We start from the raw sequence: 18,684 nt of genomic DNA on the forward strand, positions 1-18,684 counted from the left end.
TATTATCGTGATTCCATACCCTAGTAGAGTACCGCAATCTTACCCAAGTTCAAATCTCTGCCCTTGCCGCCGTGCTTGGTCCGTCCCGCCGTAAACCTGTTTCGTGTCCCAGGGACAAGCCGATTTATTGATCTGCCAGCAGCGCTGATAAGGAAGATGAAACACAGCTCAAGGTGCCGGGAATATGGCCGCCACCCGCCATCTTGATGTTTTTTTTATTTATTTCAATAACATAATATATTTTATTCCTTTCCTGGCTAATAAAGCACAGGAAAGGAATCAGGAAGACCCTATACCATCTATTGCAACAACACATGGTATTCAACCTTGCCGACTTCAGGTAAACTCCCTGCAAAGAAAACAGTTATCCATAACAGGCAAAACGTGAATTATTCCGATATCCCTTCTTCCCGCATTATCGTAGGCATGTCCGGAGGCGTTGATTCGTCAGTCGCAGCCTATTTGCTTAAAAATGCAGGACACCTGGTTGAAGGAGTATTCATGAAAAACTGGGAAGGAGATGACACAGAAACTTATTGCCCGGCCGCGACCGACATTGAAGACGCACAAGCTGTCTGCGATTTACTGGGCATTCATCTGGACATTGTTAATTTCGCCGACCAGTACTGGGAACGCGTGTTCGCGCATTTCCTTGCGGAATACCGCGCCGGCCGCACGCCCAATCCGGATATTCTCTGCAACAGGGAAATCAAATTCCGGGCTTTTCTTGACTATGCGCGAAATCGGGGCGCGGACTATATCGCGACCGGCCATTATGCGCGCGCGCTGAAAGATTCTTCGGGCATGCACCTGCTTAAAGGCAAGGATACGCAGAAAGACCAGAGTTATTTTTTACACGCACTTGATGAATCCCAGTTGGCACAAAGCCTGTTCCCGATAGGAAACTTGTCCAAACACCAAGTCCGCGACCTTGCACGACAATTAGGCTTGAAAAACTATAATAAAAAAGACAGTACCGGTATTTGTTTCATAGGCGAGCGCAAGTTCAAAACTTTTCTGAGCGAGTATTTGCCTGCCCGTCCCGGCAAGATCACAACGCCCGATGGTGAGGAATTGGGACGTCACGACGGTCTGATGTTTTACACCATAGGCCAACGTCAGGGATTACTCATCGGCGGCAAAAAAGGAAAAACGGAAGCACCCTGGTATGTGGCGGAAAAAGACATACAGGGTAACAGACTGATTGTAGTGCAAGGTGAAAATCATCCCGCGCTGTTCAAACAGGCTCTCATCACGCGCTCCATTCACTGGATTAACCAGACAATGCCGTCATTTCCATTGCGGACAACCGCCAAAACCCGCTATCGCCAGCAAGACCAGGCTTGCGTGATCCATTGCATGCATGGGCATTCGCAAGAAAAAACAGATGGCGCCTGTTTCCGCATCGAATTTGAGCAGCCACAGCGCGCCGTGACGCCTGGTCAATCCATTGTTTTTTATGACGATGATATTTGTCTCGGCGGTGGTATTATTGAAGAATAGAGCTTGTTTAAATTAGCATTCAGCGAAGTTGTGTCCAAAATGTGTTTGTAATCAGGCCCGGCGGGCGCGGTTCGAGCAGCGCAGCATTAATTCAAGCACATTTTTGAAACAGCTTCTAACATGACAGGTAATTTTCAGGAGTGACCTATGGATACCGCTTCATTAATGGCTCTCTCGCCTTTAGACGGCCGTTATCACGAAAAAGTTTCTTCCTTGCGCGCCATTTTCAGCGAATATGGTTTAATCCGGTTTCGCGTCATGGTGGAAATCCGCTGGATTGAATTGTTATCGGAATTTGGCAATCTTCCCGAAATTCCCTCACTAAGCGCGCACGCCAAACAAATATTGAATGACATCATAGACAATTTTTCCCTGCAGGATGCCCTGCGAGTCAAACACATTGAATCCGGCATTAATCATGACGTGAAAGCCGTTGAATATTTCATCAAGGAAAAAATCGGCGGCAATGAAGAGTTAGGCGCAATCAGCGAATTCATTCATTTCGGCTGCACTTCGGAAGACATTAATAACCTGTCATACGGATTGATGCTGCAGACCGCGCGCAAACAATGCATACTGCCCGCGTTGGATGATTTGCTCCTGCTGCTGAGACGCTTCGCGCACGAACACGCCCATGTGCCCATGTTGTCGCGCACGCACGGACAACCCGCTACGCCGACAACCGTCGGAAAAGAAATTGCCAATATCATCGCGCGCCTGCAACGGCAAGTGGACCAGTTAAATAACGTTCAAGTCCTGGGCAAAATCAACGGCGCATCAGGAAATTACAATGCGTTTGTGATCGCTTATCCGGAAGCTGACTGGCAATGTCTGAGCAAAAATTTTGTGACACGACTGGGTTTGGACTGGAATGCCTATACTACTCAGATTGAACCTCACGACTGCATGGCTGAGTTTTTTGCCGTCATGGTCCGCATCAACAATATTATCCTGGATTTCAACCGGGACACGTGGGGATACATAGCACTTAATTATTTCAGGCAAAAATCATTCTCCAATGAAGTCGGATCTTCCACCATGCCGCACAAGGTCAATCCCATTGACTTTGAAAACTCTGAAGGCAACCTGGGCATTGCAAACGCCTTGTATGAACACATGATTGCGAAACTTCCGGTCTCCCGCTGGCAAAGGGATTTGTCTGATTCAACCGTATTACGAAATATAGGCGTGGCAGTCGGGCATTCGCTGCTCGCTTACCAGTCAACCAGCAAGGGACTGGAAAAACTGACGCCCAACCTGGATGTGATCACCGCAGACCTCGACCGTCACTGGGAAGTACTGGCGGAAGCGGTGCAAACCGTCATGCGCCGTTTCAAACTGGAACAGCCGTATGAAAAATTAAAGTCATTTACCCGCGGCAAACGCATAGACAAAATCTCGCTGCAACAATTCATCGCTGATTTGCCTTTGCCTGAAAACGCAAAAAAACAGTTGCTTGAACTGACGCCGGGTGAATACATAGGCTATGCAGAAGAACTGGCCAGCAGGATTTAATCGTATCAGTGCGGACATGATCTTCCGTTTGCGCTATACTGTTAATATATAAGGACGTTTACATGTTCAAGTCTGCTTATTTGAAATTACGCGATAAAATCAATAACTGGCTAATTAATGAACCAGCGGCGGCTGAAATCATGCCTTATGATTTTAACCGTCTGAAATATGAAATTCGCCCCGGGGATGTTTTACTGGTCGAGGGCCGCAGCAGAATCAGTAAAATTATCCGTACCATCACCCAGAGCCCATGGACGCACGCGGCTTTATATATAGGCCGCATGATTGATTTCGAAGATGAAGAAATCAAGAAGCTGGTACGCAGCCACTTGCCAGATGAAATTTCGGACAATACTCGCCTGATTGTTGAGGATATGCTCGATCAAGGCACTGTGATCACACCCCTCAATTTTTACCACAATCATCATATCCGCATTTGCCGCCCTATAGGCATCACACCTGCCGACCTGCATCTGGTTGTGAATTATGCGATCAAGGCACTGGGGCAGCCTTATAATGTCAGGCATTTGCTTGACCTGACCCGGTTCATGCTGCCCTGGACCATTCTGCCCAGGCGCTGGGGATCATCCCTGTTCCGGACCTCCAGCGGCGAACCGGAAAGCGGCATTTGTTCATCGTTGATCGCGGAAGCCTTTACTTCTGTACATTTCCCTATTTTACCTTTTGTGAAGCCCGATGAAGTGCAAGGCATAGAAGTTTTTCAACGCAATCCTTACTTGTTCACTCCCAAGGATTTTGATTATTCACCCTATTTCGAAATCATCAAGTATCCATTATTCAACCCGGATGAACCTCTGCCTTATTATCGCAGGCTGCCATGGACGAAAAGCGGATTTTTGCATCATGATGACGGCATCCTCGCAGGCCCGCAAAAAAAAACCAAGAAGAGCCTGTTTAAGCGCAAAGAGCCCGATCTTCCCGAAACACAGCCAGAACAAAAGGAACGCGCATCCAGCCAGGCTGACGAAGCGGACACACCTAAATCCTCCCATGAAAAGGAACCCTAGATACCATGGCGCAAACCAATGTTATCCCACAGCCTTTGTTTGATACATTGGAAAACATCCATGCCGTCCCGGAACATCTTGCCGGCTATCTGGATTCACTGAATATTCCTCCAGCGAAGAAAGAACTCCAATTATGCGTGGAGTTTCTCAAGAGTTATGCCCAGTCAAAAGACACATTTTCATCTTATCGCCGCGAAGTCGAACGCCTGTTGCACTGGTCCTGGCTGATATGCAGAAAACCGTTAATCGAGATCACGCGTAACGACATACGGGATTATTTGCAATTTATTCATTCCCCGCCCCAATCCTGGATGGCAACAAAAGTGGCTAATAGGTTTATAGATACCTCTGATGGCCTGCGCAAACCCAATCCTGAATGGCGTCCGTTTGTTGTAAAAGTCAGCAAAGCCGCGAGGCGCCATGGAAAACAACCCAGAAAATCCCAATATCAATTGAGCAACAAATCCATAGAAGCCATCTTCGCCGTCCTGAGTTCCATGTTCACCTATTTGCAGCAGGAAGAATATCTGGAAAGTAATCCCGTTTCATTGATACGGCAAAAGAAAGGTTACATACAACGCCAGCAAACCCGCAAGGTCACGCGAAAGTTAAGCAGACTGCAATGGATTTATGTAATCAACACCAGCGAAGAAATGGCCAGGATAAACCCTGCGCATGAACGCACATTGTTTTTGATGTCAGCTTTTTATTTGCTGGGATTACGCATATCGGAATTATCATATGCCCCGGGCCGCATGGCGACCATGGGAAATTTCGCTCCGGACAAGCGAGGCCTATGGTGGTACACCACCATAGGCAAGGGAAATAAAATCCGCGATGTGGCCGTGCCGGATGAGCTGCTCAGTGCGTTGAAGCGTTACCGCACCTATTTGAATCTGACACCGCTGCCCCACCGCGACGACCCCACTCCCCTGTTTCCCAAACTTAAAGGAAAACAAGGCCTGGGCGCCCGTCAAATCAGAAACATCGTGCAAACAGTGTTTGACCGGGCCATTGAAAAACTGGTCACGGCGAATAAAACAGATGAAGCGGAAGATCTTGCGGCCGCGACTGTCCACTGGCTGCGTCATACCGCCATATCCAGTGAAGTCGAATACCGGCCGCGCGAGCATATACGCGACGATGTCGGGCATGAAAATCCGGCGACCATGGATAAGTATATAGACACTGACAGAGTGGCAAGACACCGTTCGGCGCAAGGCAAGCCGCTCAAACCACAGTCGACTGAATGATGCCGTGGATTGAATGGTTCCGATGAGCCGGACGCTCTTAACTGATAAACGGAAAGAATATGATCCCAGAAATGATGACGAGGAATCCGCCATGAAAAACACACATACGCACCTGATGTTCGTAATTATCGGTATCAGTCTCCCAGCCATGAGCTTCGCGTTTTTCTGCCCCACCAATTTCAGCCAGATTGACTTTGGCATGACGACAGACCAGGTCACGCAAGCCTGCGGTAAACCAGACAGTCAAAAAGAATCGACCAAAACCAATGACAATATTCCCCAGGAATGGAGTTATTACATTCCCCAGACGGTCTCCATGGGCGGCAGCACTCCCAATCAGCAAGGCACGCTTAAAACCAGCGTGACCTTCGATGACAAGGGAAAAGCCATCAATATCAGCGTGAACGGCATCGGCGTGGGCGCGACCACGATATGCGGTTCCAACATTCAATTAGGGGATAGCCGCGACGCGGTCAAATCCGCCTGCGGAGATCCCAGCTTCGTCAACAAACAGTCATCAGGCGCGTCCGCCAATCAGCAGGCAACAAAAGTAGTGGAATACATTTATAGCAGCGCCAATCCGCCGACGACATTGATTTTTGAAGACGGGAAGCTGACGGATAAAAAATAATTTCGCGCGGGCGGATCCGAAGACTCTCCGTCTCCGGCGTGCAGCCGCACCAGCCGCAAGATTATTTGCCTTGAGTGGTGACCCTGAACACCAGTTGTGTAGAATTATCGCTTCCAGACCAGGGGCGCGCATATACCATGCGTATGGTCGTCTGCTGCGGCACGGTAAACGCTCCCGGCTTGGCGCGGAAAGTCCATAATTCATATCCCGGCGCACCAATCAGGTTTTTGGCCGGCTGCTGAAATGAATGCTTGACCGGGGAAATCAGGTTTGCGTCATATTCACGCAAAAACCATGAGTAACCGGTTGAAGGATTGGACTTCAATTTCAACACGAATTCAGGATGCCCTGATGTGACGGTAAAATTCGGCTTGTCTTCCGTATAAACATAATCCGCGCCGCCATCTGCCGGCGTGACGGTTTTACCCGCGAATGCCGTCATGCTGATCAGGACAGGAAGCAACGCAAGCAGGCTTTGCGAAATCATTCTCATCGTCGACATTCTCCAGAGATTTGAGTTTTGTGAGTATTGCCTGTTCCAGTTTAACATTAATTTTAGCCGTAATGCTTAAATACCAGAAATGGTCATTGGCAAACGCAGCGCACTTAACCGCGTCCTTTTCCGTCATGATAACAGCCCGGGTATCGTTGAAATTCAACTCGCGCGCCTGGTAAAGATGGTGATCGGGAAACACATGTCTGGTGACAGCAAAACCGGCGGAAGATAACAGCTTGAAAAACCGCTCGGGGTGGCCTATGCCGGCAACAGCGTGAACGCTGTCGCGAGGAAAATCCGCCAGGCTGATTTTGACGTCGGCATCGCGCACAGAGATAAATTGAGAAGGCTCTAGTGTCATGGCGTAATTCTCATGACCGCTTCCGCCATTCACTACCACGAAATCAACCGATCCCAGCCTGGACTTCGGTTCGCGCAGCGGACCTGCCGGCAATAAATAACCGTTGCCGCAGCCCCTGACGCCATCCACCACGACAACCTCAAGATCGCGTCCCAGCCGGTAATGCTGAAGACCATCGTCACTGATCACAATGTTGCACTGGGTGTTTCGCAATAATTCGCGCACAGCGGCGACTCTGTCAACCCCAACCACCAGCGGACAACCGGTACGCCTGACCAGTAACACCGCTTCATCACCCACTTCATGCGGCGTATCCTCCGGCCTGACACAGCGCGGTCTGGTATGTTTTCTGCCGCCCACCCCGCGGCTGACCAATCCTGGACGATATCCTGACGATTCCAGCAACTGCACAAGCCGGATGACGAATGGTGTTTTTCCGGTTCCGCCGACCGAAATATTTCCCACTACGATCACAGGAACGTTGAAACGGCGTATCCGCAGCCACCCCGCGCGGTAAAGCCAGCGCCGGATGGCTGCGCATGCACCAAACAGCCATGAAAATGGCAATAACAGGAGAAGACAGGGATGCAGTGACTTTTGATACCAGCAACGGGACAGATCAAGCTTCATTGACGGCATCCAGAACCTGAGGCAAGTCCTTGAATTGCATGCGGTGCAAACGGGCATAATGACCGTTTCGATTCAGTAATTCTTCATGCTTGCCGGCTTCAATAATCCTGCCTTCGTCCAGGACGATAATCTTGTCCGCATGTTCAATAGTTGAAAGCCGATGCGCGATCACCAGGGTAGTGCGGTTTTTCATGAGACCTTCCAGTGCCGCCTGAATATAACGTTCGGATTCCGTATCCAGCGCAGAAGTCGCTTCATCCAGAATTAAAATGGGCGCGTCTTTTAAAATTGCTCGCGCGATCGCGATACGCTGTCGCTGGCCGCCCGAAAGCAGCACCCCGTTTTCCCCTATCAGCGAATGTATACCGTCAGGCAGCCGCTCAATAAACTCCATCGCATAAGAAGCCCGAGCAGCTGAAATAATTTCTTCTTCGCTCACGGTATCAAAACGTCCGTAAGCAATGTTTTTCAACACAGTGTCGTGAAATAACGTGACATTCTGTGACACCAGAGCAAACTGCCGCCGCAAATCCTTGAGGCGGTATTCGCGTATAGACACATCATCAATCCGGATATCACCGCTGTAATTACTATAAAAACGCGGCAATAAACTCACGAGCGTAGACTTGCCGCTCCCCGAGCGCCCCACCAGGGCAACAATTTCGCCAGGTTCAATTGAAAATGAAATATCCTGCAAGACTTTACGGTTGTCATCGTACGTAAAATTCACTTTCGAGAATTGTATTTTTCCCCTGGCACGTGATAAAACTTTTGTACCGGTATCTTCTTCAGTTTTTTCATCCAGCAGTTCAAAGACACTTTGCGCGCCCGCGAGCCCCCGGTACAGTTTGTTTTGCACAAACGCCATGTCCTTCATGGGCTTGAGCAGCGCCAGCATGGCGGCGACCATGGCGACAAAGCCGCCCGGCGTGAGCAATGAGTCTGCAATTTCCCAGCTTGCGATATAGAGTGTCAAGGACAGCGCCGCCGCAGTAATGATTTGCACGGCAGAAACACTGAGGGTACGGGCAACAACCACTTTCATTTCACGCTGACGGTTGGTGCGCGCCGCCTTATTGAATTTCTCTGCTTCATACTCCTGTCCCTCAAACGAGCGCACGACCTTATACCCTTCGATATTCTCTTCCGCGCGATGACTGAGTTCAGCGATAGAATCCTGTATACTGAGACTCAGACGCCGTATACGCAGACTGGCAACGCGCATGATCACGGTAACGAGAGGAATAATCACAAAGTACAAAAGTGTCAGTTTCCAGCTGATGGTAAGCATGACAATCACAAGACCGATGATAAGAAACAATGCCTGTATCGCGGTTGTCAGCACATCGGCGCTGGCATTGGCGACCTGGTCGACGCCGTAGAGGAGAACGGACAAGACTTGTCCCGTTGTGGAATGATCATAATACCGTGCCGGGAGTTTCTGCAGATGCGCAAACAAATCCTGGCGCAGGTTCATGATGACGCCGCGTGAGGCGGATGCGATATAATAATTGGACAAGAAACTGGCCGCCCCGCGCGCCAGAAACACACCCAGCACCAGCCAGGGAGCATATTCAAGAAAAGCCTGGTTTTTATCTACCAATCCCTTGTTTAATAAAGGTTTTAGAAAGTAAATAAACCATGAGTCCACGCCTGAATACAACATGCTGGCCACTCCCGCTATCACCAGCGCAGGCCAGTAACGGCGCACATAGGCAAAAAGACGCGAATAGATATAAAAAGCGTTGGCGACCCGGCGGTTTTTTTCTTTTGTCATGCAATTATTTCTTATGAATTTTCAAAGGCGTGTATCCTAGCACAACTCCCACTCGCCGTCATCACAAGCCGCTTGCGCTGGCGCAAGCACCAAACTAATATGTCATGCAAAACTCCCAACACGATAATGACGTAATTTAATTAAGGATTCGCCATGATCAGACGCCCCCGGTCACTCTCCAGTATCATTTTCATGAGCCGCTGGCTGCAAGCCCCGCTTTATTTTGGGCTCATGGTCATTTTATGTGTATATGTCTATGAATTCGGCATTGGATTAAGCCACTTGGTGACAAGTGTTAATAAATTGACTGAAACCGGTATCATGCTGCTCGCGCTGGACCTGATAGACATGGTCATGATTGCCAACCTGCTTATCATGGTCATTCTGGGCGGTTACCAGACCTTTATCTCGCCGCTGAATCTTCAAAACGACCCGGAACGCCCGGAATGGCTGGATGAAGTCAATGCCGGAACAATGAAAATCAAGCTTGCCCTGGCCCTGGTCACCATTTCTTCGGTACATTTGTTACGTACCTTTATTGATCCCTCCAACAAGGATTTTTATGTTGTCATGTGGCAAGTCGTCATCCATGCCACACTGGTATTGTCCGCCATCGCGGTTGCGCTCACTGACAAACTGATGACTTCCAGCCACACGTCCTAGTCAGCTGGATGCATTGACAGTCTGCGGCTAAATTCGTCACTATAATCGTCTTTATTACAGGGTTTTGACCATGCCATCCATACAACAAATACAGTCCGTCATTGAAGCGGGCTTTGCTGACCGCGCCAGCCTGTCTCCGCAAAATACGCCTGCAGAAATCAAAAACGCGGTGCAATACGTCGTCGATCTCCTGGATACCGGCAAAGCCCGCATCGCGGAAAAAGTGAACGGGGAATGGCAAGTGCATGAATGGCTAAAAAAAGCAGTCCTGTTATATTTCCGCATTCATGATAATGAAGTCATGCCGGGCAGTTTCACTCGGCATTTTGACAAGGTTCCGCTGAAATACCAGGGACATTCCCGCGATGAATTCGTTTCGGGAGGGGTGCGCGTTGTTCCACCCGCAGTGGCTCGCAAAGGTGCTTTTATTGCATCCGGCACCATACTCATGCCTTCCTACGTCAATATAGGCGCATACATTGACAGCGGCACCATGGTGGACACCTGGGCCACTGTAGGATCCTGTGCTCAGATCGGAAAAAATGTGCATATATCCGGCGGCGCCGGCATAGGCGGCGTGCTTGAACCCTTGCAGGCCAAACCTACTATCATTGAAGATAACTGCTTCATAGGCGCGCGGTCTGAGATCGTCGAAGGTGTGATTGTCGAAGAAGGCGCTGTGATCTCCATGGGTGTTTTTATTGGCCAAAGCACGCGCATCTACCATCGCGAATCCGGCAGCATACTCTATGGCCGTGTACCAGCCGGATCTGTCGTCGTACCAGGCAGCCTGCCAGGAAAAGATGGAAAATACAGTTTGTATTGTGCCGTGATCGTCAAACAGGTTGACGCAAAAACGCGTGCAAAAACCAGTCTGAATGAATTACTCCGGAATATTGATTAATGAACACAGGTCCGGACATGATTGAAAAGACTGCCGCCGCCGTGATTGACCTGGCCAGGGAATTAATCGCGCGCCCATCCATCACCCCCCGGGATGCGGGGTGTCAGGAATTGATCCGGCAGCGTCTCAAAGCAATGGGCTTCCGCTGCGAATCCATGCGGTTTGATGAGGTGGATAACCTCTGGGCGCGTATCGGAACTGCCGCGCCGCTGCTGGTTTTTGCAGGACATACGGATGTTGTGCCACCAGGGCCTGAATCTTCCTGGGCTTCGCCTCCTTTTGCAGCGGATGTCCGGAATGGCTGTTTGTTTGGGCGTGGAGCTTCCGATATGAAAGGCGCCCTCGCGGCCATGCTCACGGCAGTTGAGCGGTTTCTCTCCGCCACACCCGAATTTGCAGGCTCCGTGGGTTTTCTCTTGACCAGTGATGAAGAAGGGCCGGCTGTAAACGGCACAGCAAAAGTAATACAGGTATTGCAGGAGCGCGGAGAAAAAATCGATTTCTGCATTATAGGCGAGCCCAGTTCAGATCAGAGGGTTGGCGACCAGATCCGCGTAGGCCGTAGAGGCTCCCTGCATGGAAAGTTGACTGTGCACGGCAGGCAAGGCCATGTTGCTTATCCTGACCTCACTGTCAATCCCATCCATATGAGTGCCCCGGCGCTGCATGAACTCGCCAGCACAGCCTGGGACCAGGGTAATGCTTATTATCCTCCCACCACCTTCCAGATTTCAAACATACACGGGGGCACCGGCGCGGCGAATGTTGTTCCGGGCACGCTGGAAGTATTATTCAATTACCGCTTCTCGACTGCCGTCACCGTCGACCAGTTAAAAACGCGCGCAGAATCCATCCTGAGACATCACGGCCTGCAATTCGAGCTTGACTGGCACGTCAGCGCGCAACCCTTTCTGACTCGTCAGGGCAAACTGATCACGGCAGCACAGCAAGCGATAAAAACACTCACCGGCCTGACGCCGCTCCTTTCCACAGGCGGCGGAACTTCTGACGGACGATTTATTGCGCCGACCGGCGCCGAAGTCATTGAACTGGGTGTTTCGAATGCTACCGCTCACCACATCAATGAACACGTAAACACAGAAGACCTGGTGATGCTTGCGAATTTATACCAGATGATTTTGACTGATATATTCAAATAAGGCGCCAGCATGCTAAGCACAAGGATAGAACGCTATTCAGGCCATCAATACCTTCTCGAGGCCATGCGAGAAACAGGATACCAGCCTGATCCGAATGGAAGCTGCGCCGGGATTGCGCAAATGGGGCTGCAAGCCTTTCTTGCTGACGCGCTGGATTCGTATAATGCAAGAATCATTCATATACACGATACATGGGCACAACTCCATGCTTTCAAAAACTCCTTTTTCCGGCTGCAGCCATACGGGAATCCTGCTTCCGACCCCCGTTATCACAGCTTGCTTGCAAAGCTGAAACAGCACGAATCCCTGGCTTTTTTTGATGGCGTCGCTCTCTATCAGTCGCCAGGCCAGCATCAAGACATCTTGGGCAGACATGTTTCGCAATACAAGCCGCAAGTCATTTCCACCATCGCACGGTCACAGGCAATCGAGGAACAGGGTGGCCTCTATCAGCCGGCACACTTCCTTAGTTTCCTGTCCATCGAAGAACTGACCCTGTTTTTCGGACGTCTGGCCCAGGCAGCCGGCGATGAAAAACTGGCCACCTCTATCAGTTTCAATAATCACCGCACCAGTGTCTGTTATGATGGAAAAAATAAAAAATGGATATTGATAGACGCCAATCAATTGCCCGCGCACGAGGTTGCTTTCAAGGATCTCGCTGAAAGAGTTTTTAGCGCGCATACTTTTAACAATCATCAACAGGATTCCGCTCCCATTTCTGTGCGTCTGTATTCGACGGGCAACACATTAAACACCACACAAGAAATCCTCAAGCGCCTGGAAAACGATATTCATTTTCAGAAACTGCTGGAAATTACGCCCGCAAAAGCCCGGCAAAAAACCACGGGAAGACAGTCTCTGCTCCATCTTGCGGCAAAATACGGCAATGAAGATGCCGCATTGTCACTAGCGCATTCCCTGGACACGAATGCGAGCGAACAGTCATCTGATACGCCGCTCTGCATTGCCGCTCATCATGGACACGACAAAGTCGTTGTCAATTTATTAAAAAACAAGGCCACCCTGGTTGATTTAACCAACGGCGAGGGCAAGTCTCCATTGTACATTGCTGCGGAAAACGGCGATCCCAAAATTGTCGCGCTGTTGCTGCGACACCAGGCTGATCCTCTTTTACGCAGCAAAGATCAATACAATGCCGTCACTATCGCTGCAAAACAAGGTCATTTGCACGTTCTCAAAATCTTTTCTGATCACGATGTAAATCTGTTCCACAAAGACGGACATGGCAAAACCGCAGTGGATTATGCCTCCGAACAGCGGCGCCGCGATATCTTGGATTTTTTACACAAGATACGCGGGCGGACCCGGCGGGAAGAATCATCAACCCAATCCGCTGCCTTGCGCAAGCAATCCCTGTTTTCCGGTGCGTCAACAGCGGAACGCCCTCATTCTTCCGCCGTCCAGCCCGCAAGAAAAAAAGCCAGATTTGATTACTAGCCATGCGGACGGGATCATGCATGAGATGATCTAGATAAAATACCCGTCCGCATGGTGAGAGCAGCAATATACTCATTGATCTCTAGCGCATTCTGGTTTAACCTTACGCGCTGCCGATGGAGAGATGTCCGAGCGGTCGAAGGAGCACGCCTGGAAAGCGTGTATACGTTTAACGACGTATCGAGGGTTCGAATCCCTCTCTCTCCGGAAGAAACATGAATTTATAGTAGCGAGTATTGGTCCCTTCGCGACGATAGGCCGTGAACCCCGCCAGGTCCGGAAGGAAGCAACGGTAGCAGCTGATGCGGGCGCCGAAGTGCGGCTGGTGCTCGCTACTATAAGTTCACTTCCTTACAACCATTCATTCTCGGTTTAAGTAAATCCTTTATCTCGGCCATTAATTATCCGGATGCCGGGACCTTTCCCGCTCTTGCAGCATACACTTCCTCAAGCTGCGAAGGTACGGTAGGATAATCACACTCACGCATTAACCAACAGGCCAAAAAACCTATGAGCTATCAAGTTTTAGCCCGCAAATGGCGCCCGCGCAACTTTCAGGACATGGTAGGACAGGAACCTATTTTGCGCATGCTGGCCAATGCACTGGAACAAAAACGTCTGCATCATGCCTATTTGCTTACCGGCACCCGTGGAGTAGGCAAAACCACGCTTGGCCGTATCCTATCCAAATGCCTTAATTGTGAATCTGGCATCACGGATTCACCTTGCGGCACCTGTCATGCCTGCCGCGCCATTGATGCCGGCCAATTTCTGGATTTATACGAAGTTGACGCCGCCTCCCGCACCAAAGTCGAAGATACGCGGGAATTGCTGGACAATGTCTTGTACCCGCCCACGCAAGGCCGGTACAAGATTTATCTCATTGATGAAGTGCACATGTTGTCCAATCATAGTTTTAATGCCTTACTGAAAACGCTGGAAGAGCCGCCGGAACATGTCAAATTTATTCTGGCGACTACCGATCCCAAGCGTCTTCCTGTGACCATTCTCTCGCGCTGTCTGCAATTTCACTTGAAACGCATCACATCCGAACAAATTGAAAAACACTTGCAGCATATCTGCGCCGCCGAAAATATCAATCATGATGACCGCGCGTTAGACAGGCTTGCCAGAGCAGCGGATGGCAGCATGCGCGACGCGCTCAGTCTGCTGGATCAGGCGGTCGCCTATGGCCGGGGCACCGTGAATCTCGCCGACATACATTCCATGCTGGGTTGCACTGCACAAGAGGATTTACTGCCTCTGCTTGACGCGCTCGCTGCGCAAAACGGCAGCCAGGTCTTCGAACTGGCAGCTCAGCTAGCCGAACGCGCGCCGGATTACCAGCAGCTGCTGGAAGAGCTCATACAGCTTTTCCATAAAATCGCCGTTATCCAGGTTGTCCCTGACGCGGCACAGGCTGAAGCCTCTCTCACCGCGATCGCCAGACGGTTTTCCCCCGAAGATATCCAGCTTTATTATCAAATCGCGCTGCTAGGCAGACGCGATTTATCCCTGGCACCCGTTCCCCAGCAAGGATTTGAAATGACCTTGTTACGCATGCTGGCCTTCAAGCCCGGCCGGCCTGAAAACGACAACCCGGCGGCGCCCGTCGTCAGCAAACCAGACACCGCCCCGGTGGTGACCGCGCCCCGGCCGGCCAGCGCCAGCCCGGCTGATTGGCGCGACATACTGCCCAAACTAGAGCTTTCCGGTATGGCTTATGCATTAGCAGCAAATTGCACACTGGAAAAAATAAGCGGAAATAAAGTGACGCTCGCGCTTTCCGTCAATCATGAACCCATGCTGAATGCCAAACTGAAGGAACGTATCACTGAAGCGCTTGGGCGTTATCTGAAACAAGACATTCAACTGGAGATCATGATCACTGAAGGAGAGCTGATCACACCGCTCAAACAAGAGCAATCCGAGCATGAACAAAAACTTACCAGAGCCAAACAGACCATCCTTCAAGACACACAAATCAAAAAGTTAATCGACATGTATGATGCGACGGTGGAAGTTTCGCTGATATAAAGACATGCGGCACCTTATTCCCAGCGCTTTGTCATCCTGAAGCACGTTGGAATCGGCACAGCAGCTTGCAGGCGGCAAGTTTTCAGGTAACATTCCGGCATGACAATAAAAAACCGAGGCGCAACAATCAACCCGGAAGGCCGTTTTGATATTCAACGGCATCAGGCTTGCCACGATGGCTGGGATATGGAAGAAGAAGCACTGCCCGCGCTGGAAACTGTTCTTTACCCGGAAAAGGCAAAATCCATTCTGACCACCAATGACTCGCCGGATATCGGTTTTGAGCAATCCATTAATCCCTATCGGGGCTGCGAGCATGGATGCATCTATTGTTATGCCAGACCCAGCCACGCCTATATGAATCTTTCTCCCGGGCTGGATTTTGAAACAAAAATATTTCATAAATCCGGCGCGGCACAACTGCTAACACAAGAATTGGCCAAACCATCCTATCAATGCAAACCTGTCGTGCTTGGCGCCAACACAGACCCGTATCAGCCCGCTGAAAACAAGCTGGGAATTACCCGCAGTCTGCTGGAAGTATTCAATCAATGCCGCCATCCCGTCGCTATCATTACCAAAAGCTCTTTAATTGAAAGGGATTTGGATCTCATCGCAGAAATGGCTGCACGCAATCTGGCTGCGGTCGCGGTCAGCATTACCACGCTGCGCGGCGAACTCAAGCGTATACTGGAGCCGCGCGCCTCCTCTCCTCAGGCACGGTTGAGAGTGATTCGCCGCTGCAAGGAAGCAGGCATTCCTGTCAGAGTCATGGCCGCACCCATGATTCCCATGATAAACGATAATGAACTGGAACAAATCCTGGCCTCGGCAGCGGAAGCAGGCGCCAGCCACGCCAGCTATACATTAATAAGACTGCCCCATGAAGTGAAAGACTTATTCAAGGCATGGCTGACAGAGCATTATCCGGCGCGTGCCAGCCATATCATGAGCTTGATAAGGCAAATGCGCGGAGGGAAAGAGTATGATTCACGTTTCGGCAAACGCATGCGCGGAGAGGGCGAGTTTGCGACTCTGCTGTCACAGCGTTTTAAAATTGCCTGTAAAAAATTTCATTTGAATGTCCAGCCGCAGGCACCTCTGGACACCTGTTGTTTTGCCCGACCGCTACAGTCTGCCCCCCAGGCCGCGCAAATGGATCTGTGGAATTTGTAAACATCCCGGCATGTCGACTGGCCATAGAACTGACTGCATAATTTTGATAAAATATCATATCACTTATCAAAGGGTACGGAGTCTGGAATGAACAAGCCAACAAATGACAAAATCGGCCTGAATGAAATCATGAAACGCGCTCAGGAAATGCAGAAAAAACTGCAGGACATCCAGAAACAGGTTGCCGAAATGGAAATCACCGGACAATCCGGCGGCGGCGTTGTTAAAATTGTGATGACAGGTCAGCACTACGCGAAAAAAGTCACATTAGACCCCAACTTGCTGAAAGAGGATAAATCCATCATAGAAGATCTCATTGCTGCGGCAATCAACGATGCCACCGACAAAATCGAACGCAGCCTGCGCGATAAAATGGGCGGTCTGGCCGGCATGAAAATGCCCGATGGATTAGGCGATCTGCCAAAATAATGCGCTTTAGTCCCCTGCTTGAACAATTAATTGAAGCATTGCGCTGTCTGCCCGGCGTTGGTCCCAAAACAGCCCAGCGCATGGCATTTCAGCTGCTGACACGTGGACGCGACAATGGCAGGCGCCTCGCTCAAAGCCTCATCGATGCGGTAGAACAAATAGGCCATTGCCAGCAATGCCGTATCTTCAGCGAATCAGAAGTATGCGAGATTTGCGCCTCCCCGCACCGCGACCCTACCCTGCTCTGTATTGTCGAAAATCCGGTCGATGTCAGCGTCATCGAACAAACCAGCAGTTTCAGGGGAAAATACTTTGTCTTAATGGGCCATTTATCCCCCCTGGACGGTATAGGACCGGCCGAAATCGGCATCACCAAACTGAAATCACATTTTGACCACGGTGATATCCAGGAAGCTATTATCGCCACCAATCCGACGGTTGAAGGCGAAGCCACAGCACACTATATCTCTGAACTCGCCAAGCAATACACCATCAAGGTATCGCGCATTGCCCGCGGCGTCTCGCTAGGCAGCGAACTGGAATACATTGATCCCAGCACACTGGCCCACGCGCTCGCAGGCAGAGAAATAATTTAATGTTAAGGCGCGGCATTCTTTTCCTGCTTTTGTCATTTTCCCTCTCTGCATTCGCGGATCAATTAATCATTGAACCCGATATGGGACGCAAGCCAGTGCTTGATGCCATACAAGACGCTAAAAATTCCGTGGAACTGGTCATGTACGGCTTTACCGATGAAGTCTTGCTGGATGCGCTGGTACAAAAAAAACAAAAGGGCAAAACAGTTAAAATCCTGCTTGAACGCAGCCCGTACAAAGCAGACAATGAAAACCACAAGACAATAGCCCGGTTGAATCACGAGCATGTTAGCTGGCGGGGCAACATTCCGCCGCTGCGCCTGATTCACCAGAAAACCCTGATTCTTGACGGCAGCAAAGCCATCGTCATGACATTTAATTTCACCCATTCCACTTTCAAGAAGGAACGAAATTTCGCCCTGGTCATTGACGATCCCATGCGGGTCAGCGCAATCCGGGCGCTTTTTTCCTCAGACTGGAACCAGACCGCCGGCTTCAACCATTTACCTGATTTGATTGTCAGTCCCGATGACAGCCGCACAAAACTGACCGCATTAATTCAGCAGGCTAAATCCAGCCTAAAAATCTATGCACAAAACATCAATGACTACAAAATCACTGGCGCACTGGCAAAAGCCGCCAAACGCGGTGTCCGTGTCCAGATTCTCACTTCAACGCGTTTGCGTGACAAGCAATACCTGTATCTCACGCGCGCAGGAGTCAACATCCATTACAGCCGGCCTCTCATGATTCACGCCAAAATCATCCTCGCGGATGAAAAAACCGCAGTTCTTGGGTCCATCAACCTCACGCGGGCATCGCTGGAAGACAACCGTGAATTATCAGTCATCACACATGATCCGACAGTCATTGGCCAGCTGCTCGCAACTTTTAGACAGGACTGGGAGCATCATCAGGCAGTCAACAGGAATGACTGGCTGAAATATCTGCCGGATCAACGCAGTGTGAACCGGGCACTGCGAAAATTGAAAAAATATGTACATGAAAATATACAATAGGATTTTGAACCTGATATTGATATATAGCTTAGGCTGAAAGTAAAA

Annotated in this window: 17 protein-coding genes, 1 tRNA gene and 1 other RNA gene; 16 read left to right on the forward strand and 3 right to left on the reverse strand. The window is 50.1% G+C overall.

What is annotated here, in order from left to right:
* Positions 1–384 precede the first annotated feature (384 nt).
* From mnmA to AQULUS_RS07220, 5 genes are all read left to right on the forward strand, one after another.
* The gene (gene mnmA / locus AQULUS_RS07200) at positions 385–1,503 is read left to right on the forward strand and encodes a tRNA 2-thiouridine(34) synthase MnmA (RefSeq protein WP_269472871.1); all 1,119 of its coding nucleotides are present in this window, start codon (positions 385–387) and stop codon (positions 1,501–1,503) included.
* Positions 1,504–1,650: 147 nt separating this feature from the next.
* Positions 1,651–3,018 (forward strand): adenylosuccinate lyase, encoded by a 1,368-nt coding sequence (gene purB / locus AQULUS_RS07205; protein WP_148339400.1) that lies wholly within the window; start codon positions 1,651–1,653, stop codon positions 3,016–3,018.
* Positions 3,019–3,080: 62 nt separating this feature from the next.
* On the forward strand, positions 3,081–4,046 hold the full coding sequence (locus AQULUS_RS07210; protein WP_148339401.1) for a YiiX/YebB-like N1pC/P60 family cysteine hydrolase: 966 nt from the start codon (positions 3,081–3,083) through the stop codon (positions 4,044–4,046).
* A 5-nt stretch (positions 4,047–4,051) separates the two neighbouring features.
* Positions 4,052–5,299, forward strand: a complete 1,248-nt coding sequence (locus AQULUS_RS07215; RefSeq protein ID WP_148339402.1) for a tyrosine-type recombinase/integrase — start codon at positions 4,052–4,054, stop codon at positions 5,297–5,299.
* 91 nt (positions 5,300–5,390) lie between these two features.
* Complete coding sequence (locus tag AQULUS_RS07220) at positions 5,391–5,930, forward strand: DUF2845 domain-containing protein (protein WP_172622775.1); 540 nt, start codon at positions 5,391–5,393, stop codon at positions 5,928–5,930.
* A gap of 61 nt (positions 5,931–5,991) precedes the next feature.
* Here AQULUS_RS07220 and AQULUS_RS07225 read toward each other — a convergent pair whose 3' ends face one another.
* Genes AQULUS_RS07225 through msbA form a run of 3 tightly spaced genes read right to left on the reverse strand, consistent with a single transcriptional unit; the run spans position 5,992 to position 9,194 of the window.
* The gene (locus AQULUS_RS07225) at positions 5,992–6,423 is read right to left on the reverse strand and encodes a protease inhibitor I42 family protein (protein WP_172622776.1); all 432 of its coding nucleotides are present in this window, start codon (positions 6,421–6,423) and stop codon (positions 5,992–5,994) included.
* Positions 6,353–7,417: a tetraacyldisaccharide 4'-kinase gene (gene lpxK, locus AQULUS_RS07230; RefSeq protein ID WP_148339405.1), complete on the reverse strand. Its 1,065-nt coding sequence runs from the start codon at positions 7,415–7,417 to the stop codon at positions 6,353–6,355. Before lpxK ends, AQULUS_RS07225 begins: the two co-directional genes overlap by 71 nt.
* Positions 7,407–9,194: a lipid A export permease/ATP-binding protein MsbA gene (msbA, locus tag AQULUS_RS07235; RefSeq protein ID WP_148339406.1), complete on the reverse strand. Its 1,788-nt coding sequence runs from the start codon at positions 9,192–9,194 to the stop codon at positions 7,407–7,409. The genes lpxK and msbA overlap by 11 nt, the downstream gene beginning before the upstream one ends.
* A 153-nt stretch (positions 9,195–9,347) precedes the next feature.
* Between msbA and AQULUS_RS07240 the strand changes: the two genes are divergently transcribed.
* The 11 genes from AQULUS_RS07240 (at position 9,348) to AQULUS_RS07290 (ending at position 18,639) form a co-directional block, all read left to right on the forward strand.
* Complete coding sequence (locus tag AQULUS_RS07240; RefSeq protein WP_148339407.1) at positions 9,348–9,857, forward strand: TIGR00645 family protein; 510 nt, start codon at positions 9,348–9,350, stop codon at positions 9,855–9,857.
* A gap of 70 nt (positions 9,858–9,927) precedes the next feature.
* Positions 9,928–10,761, forward strand: coding sequence for a 2,3,4,5-tetrahydropyridine-2,6-dicarboxylate N-succinyltransferase (gene dapD, locus AQULUS_RS07245; RefSeq protein ID WP_408608942.1), 834 nt, complete (start codon positions 9,928–9,930; stop codon positions 10,759–10,761).
* A gap of 17 nt (positions 10,762–10,778) precedes the next feature.
* Complete coding sequence (gene dapE, locus AQULUS_RS07250) at positions 10,779–11,921, forward strand: succinyl-diaminopimelate desuccinylase (RefSeq protein ID WP_148339408.1); 1,143 nt, start codon at positions 10,779–10,781, stop codon at positions 11,919–11,921.
* 9 nt (positions 11,922–11,930) lie between these two features.
* Complete coding sequence (locus tag AQULUS_RS07255) at positions 11,931–13,382, forward strand: ankyrin repeat domain-containing protein (RefSeq protein WP_148339409.1); 1,452 nt, start codon at positions 11,931–11,933, stop codon at positions 13,380–13,382.
* A 118-nt stretch (positions 13,383–13,500) separates the two neighbouring features.
* Positions 13,501–13,589 (forward strand) — tRNA-Ser (locus AQULUS_RS07260).
* Between the two features lie 27 nt (positions 13,590–13,616).
* Positions 13,617–13,713, forward strand: an RNA gene (gene ffs, locus AQULUS_RS07265) — signal recognition particle sRNA small type.
* Between the two features lie 179 nt (positions 13,714–13,892).
* Positions 13,893–15,419 carry a DNA polymerase III subunit gamma/tau gene (gene dnaX, locus AQULUS_RS07270; protein WP_148339410.1) on the forward strand — a complete coding sequence of 509 codons (1,527 nt, stop codon included), beginning with the start codon at positions 13,893–13,895 and terminating at the stop codon, positions 15,417–15,419.
* A 99-nt stretch (positions 15,420–15,518) separates the two neighbouring features.
* Complete coding sequence (locus AQULUS_RS07275; protein WP_148339411.1) at positions 15,519–16,595, forward strand: PA0069 family radical SAM protein; 1,077 nt, start codon at positions 15,519–15,521, stop codon at positions 16,593–16,595.
* A gap of 87 nt (positions 16,596–16,682) precedes the next feature.
* Positions 16,683–17,024 (forward strand): YbaB/EbfC family nucleoid-associated protein, encoded by a 342-nt coding sequence (locus AQULUS_RS07280; protein ID WP_148339412.1) that lies wholly within the window; start codon positions 16,683–16,685, stop codon positions 17,022–17,024.
* Entirely contained in the window at positions 17,024–17,620 is a 597-nt protein-coding gene (gene recR / locus AQULUS_RS07285) for a recombination mediator RecR (RefSeq protein ID WP_148339413.1), read from the forward strand. Before AQULUS_RS07280 ends, recR begins: the two co-directional genes overlap by 1 nt.
* Positions 17,620–18,639, forward strand: a complete 1,020-nt coding sequence (locus tag AQULUS_RS07290; protein ID WP_148339414.1) for a phospholipase D-like domain-containing protein — start codon at positions 17,620–17,622, stop codon at positions 18,637–18,639. Before recR ends, AQULUS_RS07290 begins: the two co-directional genes overlap by 1 nt.
* Positions 18,640–18,684 lie beyond the last annotated feature (45 nt).

It is taken from the genome of Aquicella siphonis (assembly GCF_902459485.1).
Lineage (GTDB): Bacteria > Pseudomonadota > Gammaproteobacteria > DSM-16500 > DSM-16500 > Aquicella > Aquicella siphonis.

What these genes read in the sequence shown, in the direction of transcription:
- AQULUS_RS07240 (WP_148339407.1), top strand. Translation starts at nt 9,348, where the DNA reads ATGATCAGACGCCCCCGGTCACTCTCCAGTATCATTTTCATGAGCCGC.
- AQULUS_RS07255 (WP_148339409.1), top strand. Translation starts at nt 11,931, where the DNA reads ATGCTAAGCACAAGGATAGAACGCTATTCAGGCCATCAATACCTTCTC.
- AQULUS_RS07225 (WP_172622776.1), bottom strand. Translation starts at nt 6,423, where the DNA reads ATGAGAATGATTTCGCAAAGCCTGCTTGCGTTGCTTCCTGTCCTGATC.
- dapD (WP_408608942.1), top strand. Translation starts at nt 9,928, where the DNA reads ATGCCATCCATACAACAAATACAGTCCGTCATTGAAGCGGGCTTTGCT.
- purB (WP_148339400.1), top strand. Translation starts at nt 1,651, where the DNA reads ATGGATACCGCTTCATTAATGGCTCTCTCGCCTTTAGACGGCCGTTAT.
- dnaX (WP_148339410.1), top strand. Translation starts at nt 13,893, where the DNA reads ATGAGCTATCAAGTTTTAGCCCGCAAATGGCGCCCGCGCAACTTTCAG.
- AQULUS_RS07280 (WP_148339412.1), top strand. Translation starts at nt 16,683, where the DNA reads ATGAACAAGCCAACAAATGACAAAATCGGCCTGAATGAAATCATGAAA.
- AQULUS_RS07215 (WP_148339402.1), top strand. Translation starts at nt 4,052, where the DNA reads ATGGCGCAAACCAATGTTATCCCACAGCCTTTGTTTGATACATTGGAA.
- lpxK (WP_148339405.1), bottom strand. Translation starts at nt 7,417, where the DNA reads ATGAAGCTTGATCTGTCCCGTTGCTGGTATCAAAAGTCACTGCATCCC.
- dapE (WP_148339408.1), top strand. Translation starts at nt 10,779, where the DNA reads ATGATTGAAAAGACTGCCGCCGCCGTGATTGACCTGGCCAGGGAATTA.
- msbA (WP_148339406.1), bottom strand. Translation starts at nt 9,194, where the DNA reads ATGACAAAAGAAAAAAACCGCCGGGTCGCCAACGCTTTTTATATCTAT.
- AQULUS_RS07210 (WP_148339401.1), top strand. Translation starts at nt 3,081, where the DNA reads ATGTTCAAGTCTGCTTATTTGAAATTACGCGATAAAATCAATAACTGG.
- AQULUS_RS07220 (WP_172622775.1), top strand. Translation starts at nt 5,391, where the DNA reads ATGAAAAACACACATACGCACCTGATGTTCGTAATTATCGGTATCAGT.
- AQULUS_RS07275 (WP_148339411.1), top strand. Translation starts at nt 15,519, where the DNA reads ATGACAATAAAAAACCGAGGCGCAACAATCAACCCGGAAGGCCGTTTT.
- AQULUS_RS07290 (WP_148339414.1), top strand. Translation starts at nt 17,620, where the DNA reads ATGTTAAGGCGCGGCATTCTTTTCCTGCTTTTGTCATTTTCCCTCTCT.
- recR (WP_148339413.1), top strand. Translation starts at nt 17,024, where the DNA reads ATGCGCTTTAGTCCCCTGCTTGAACAATTAATTGAAGCATTGCGCTGT.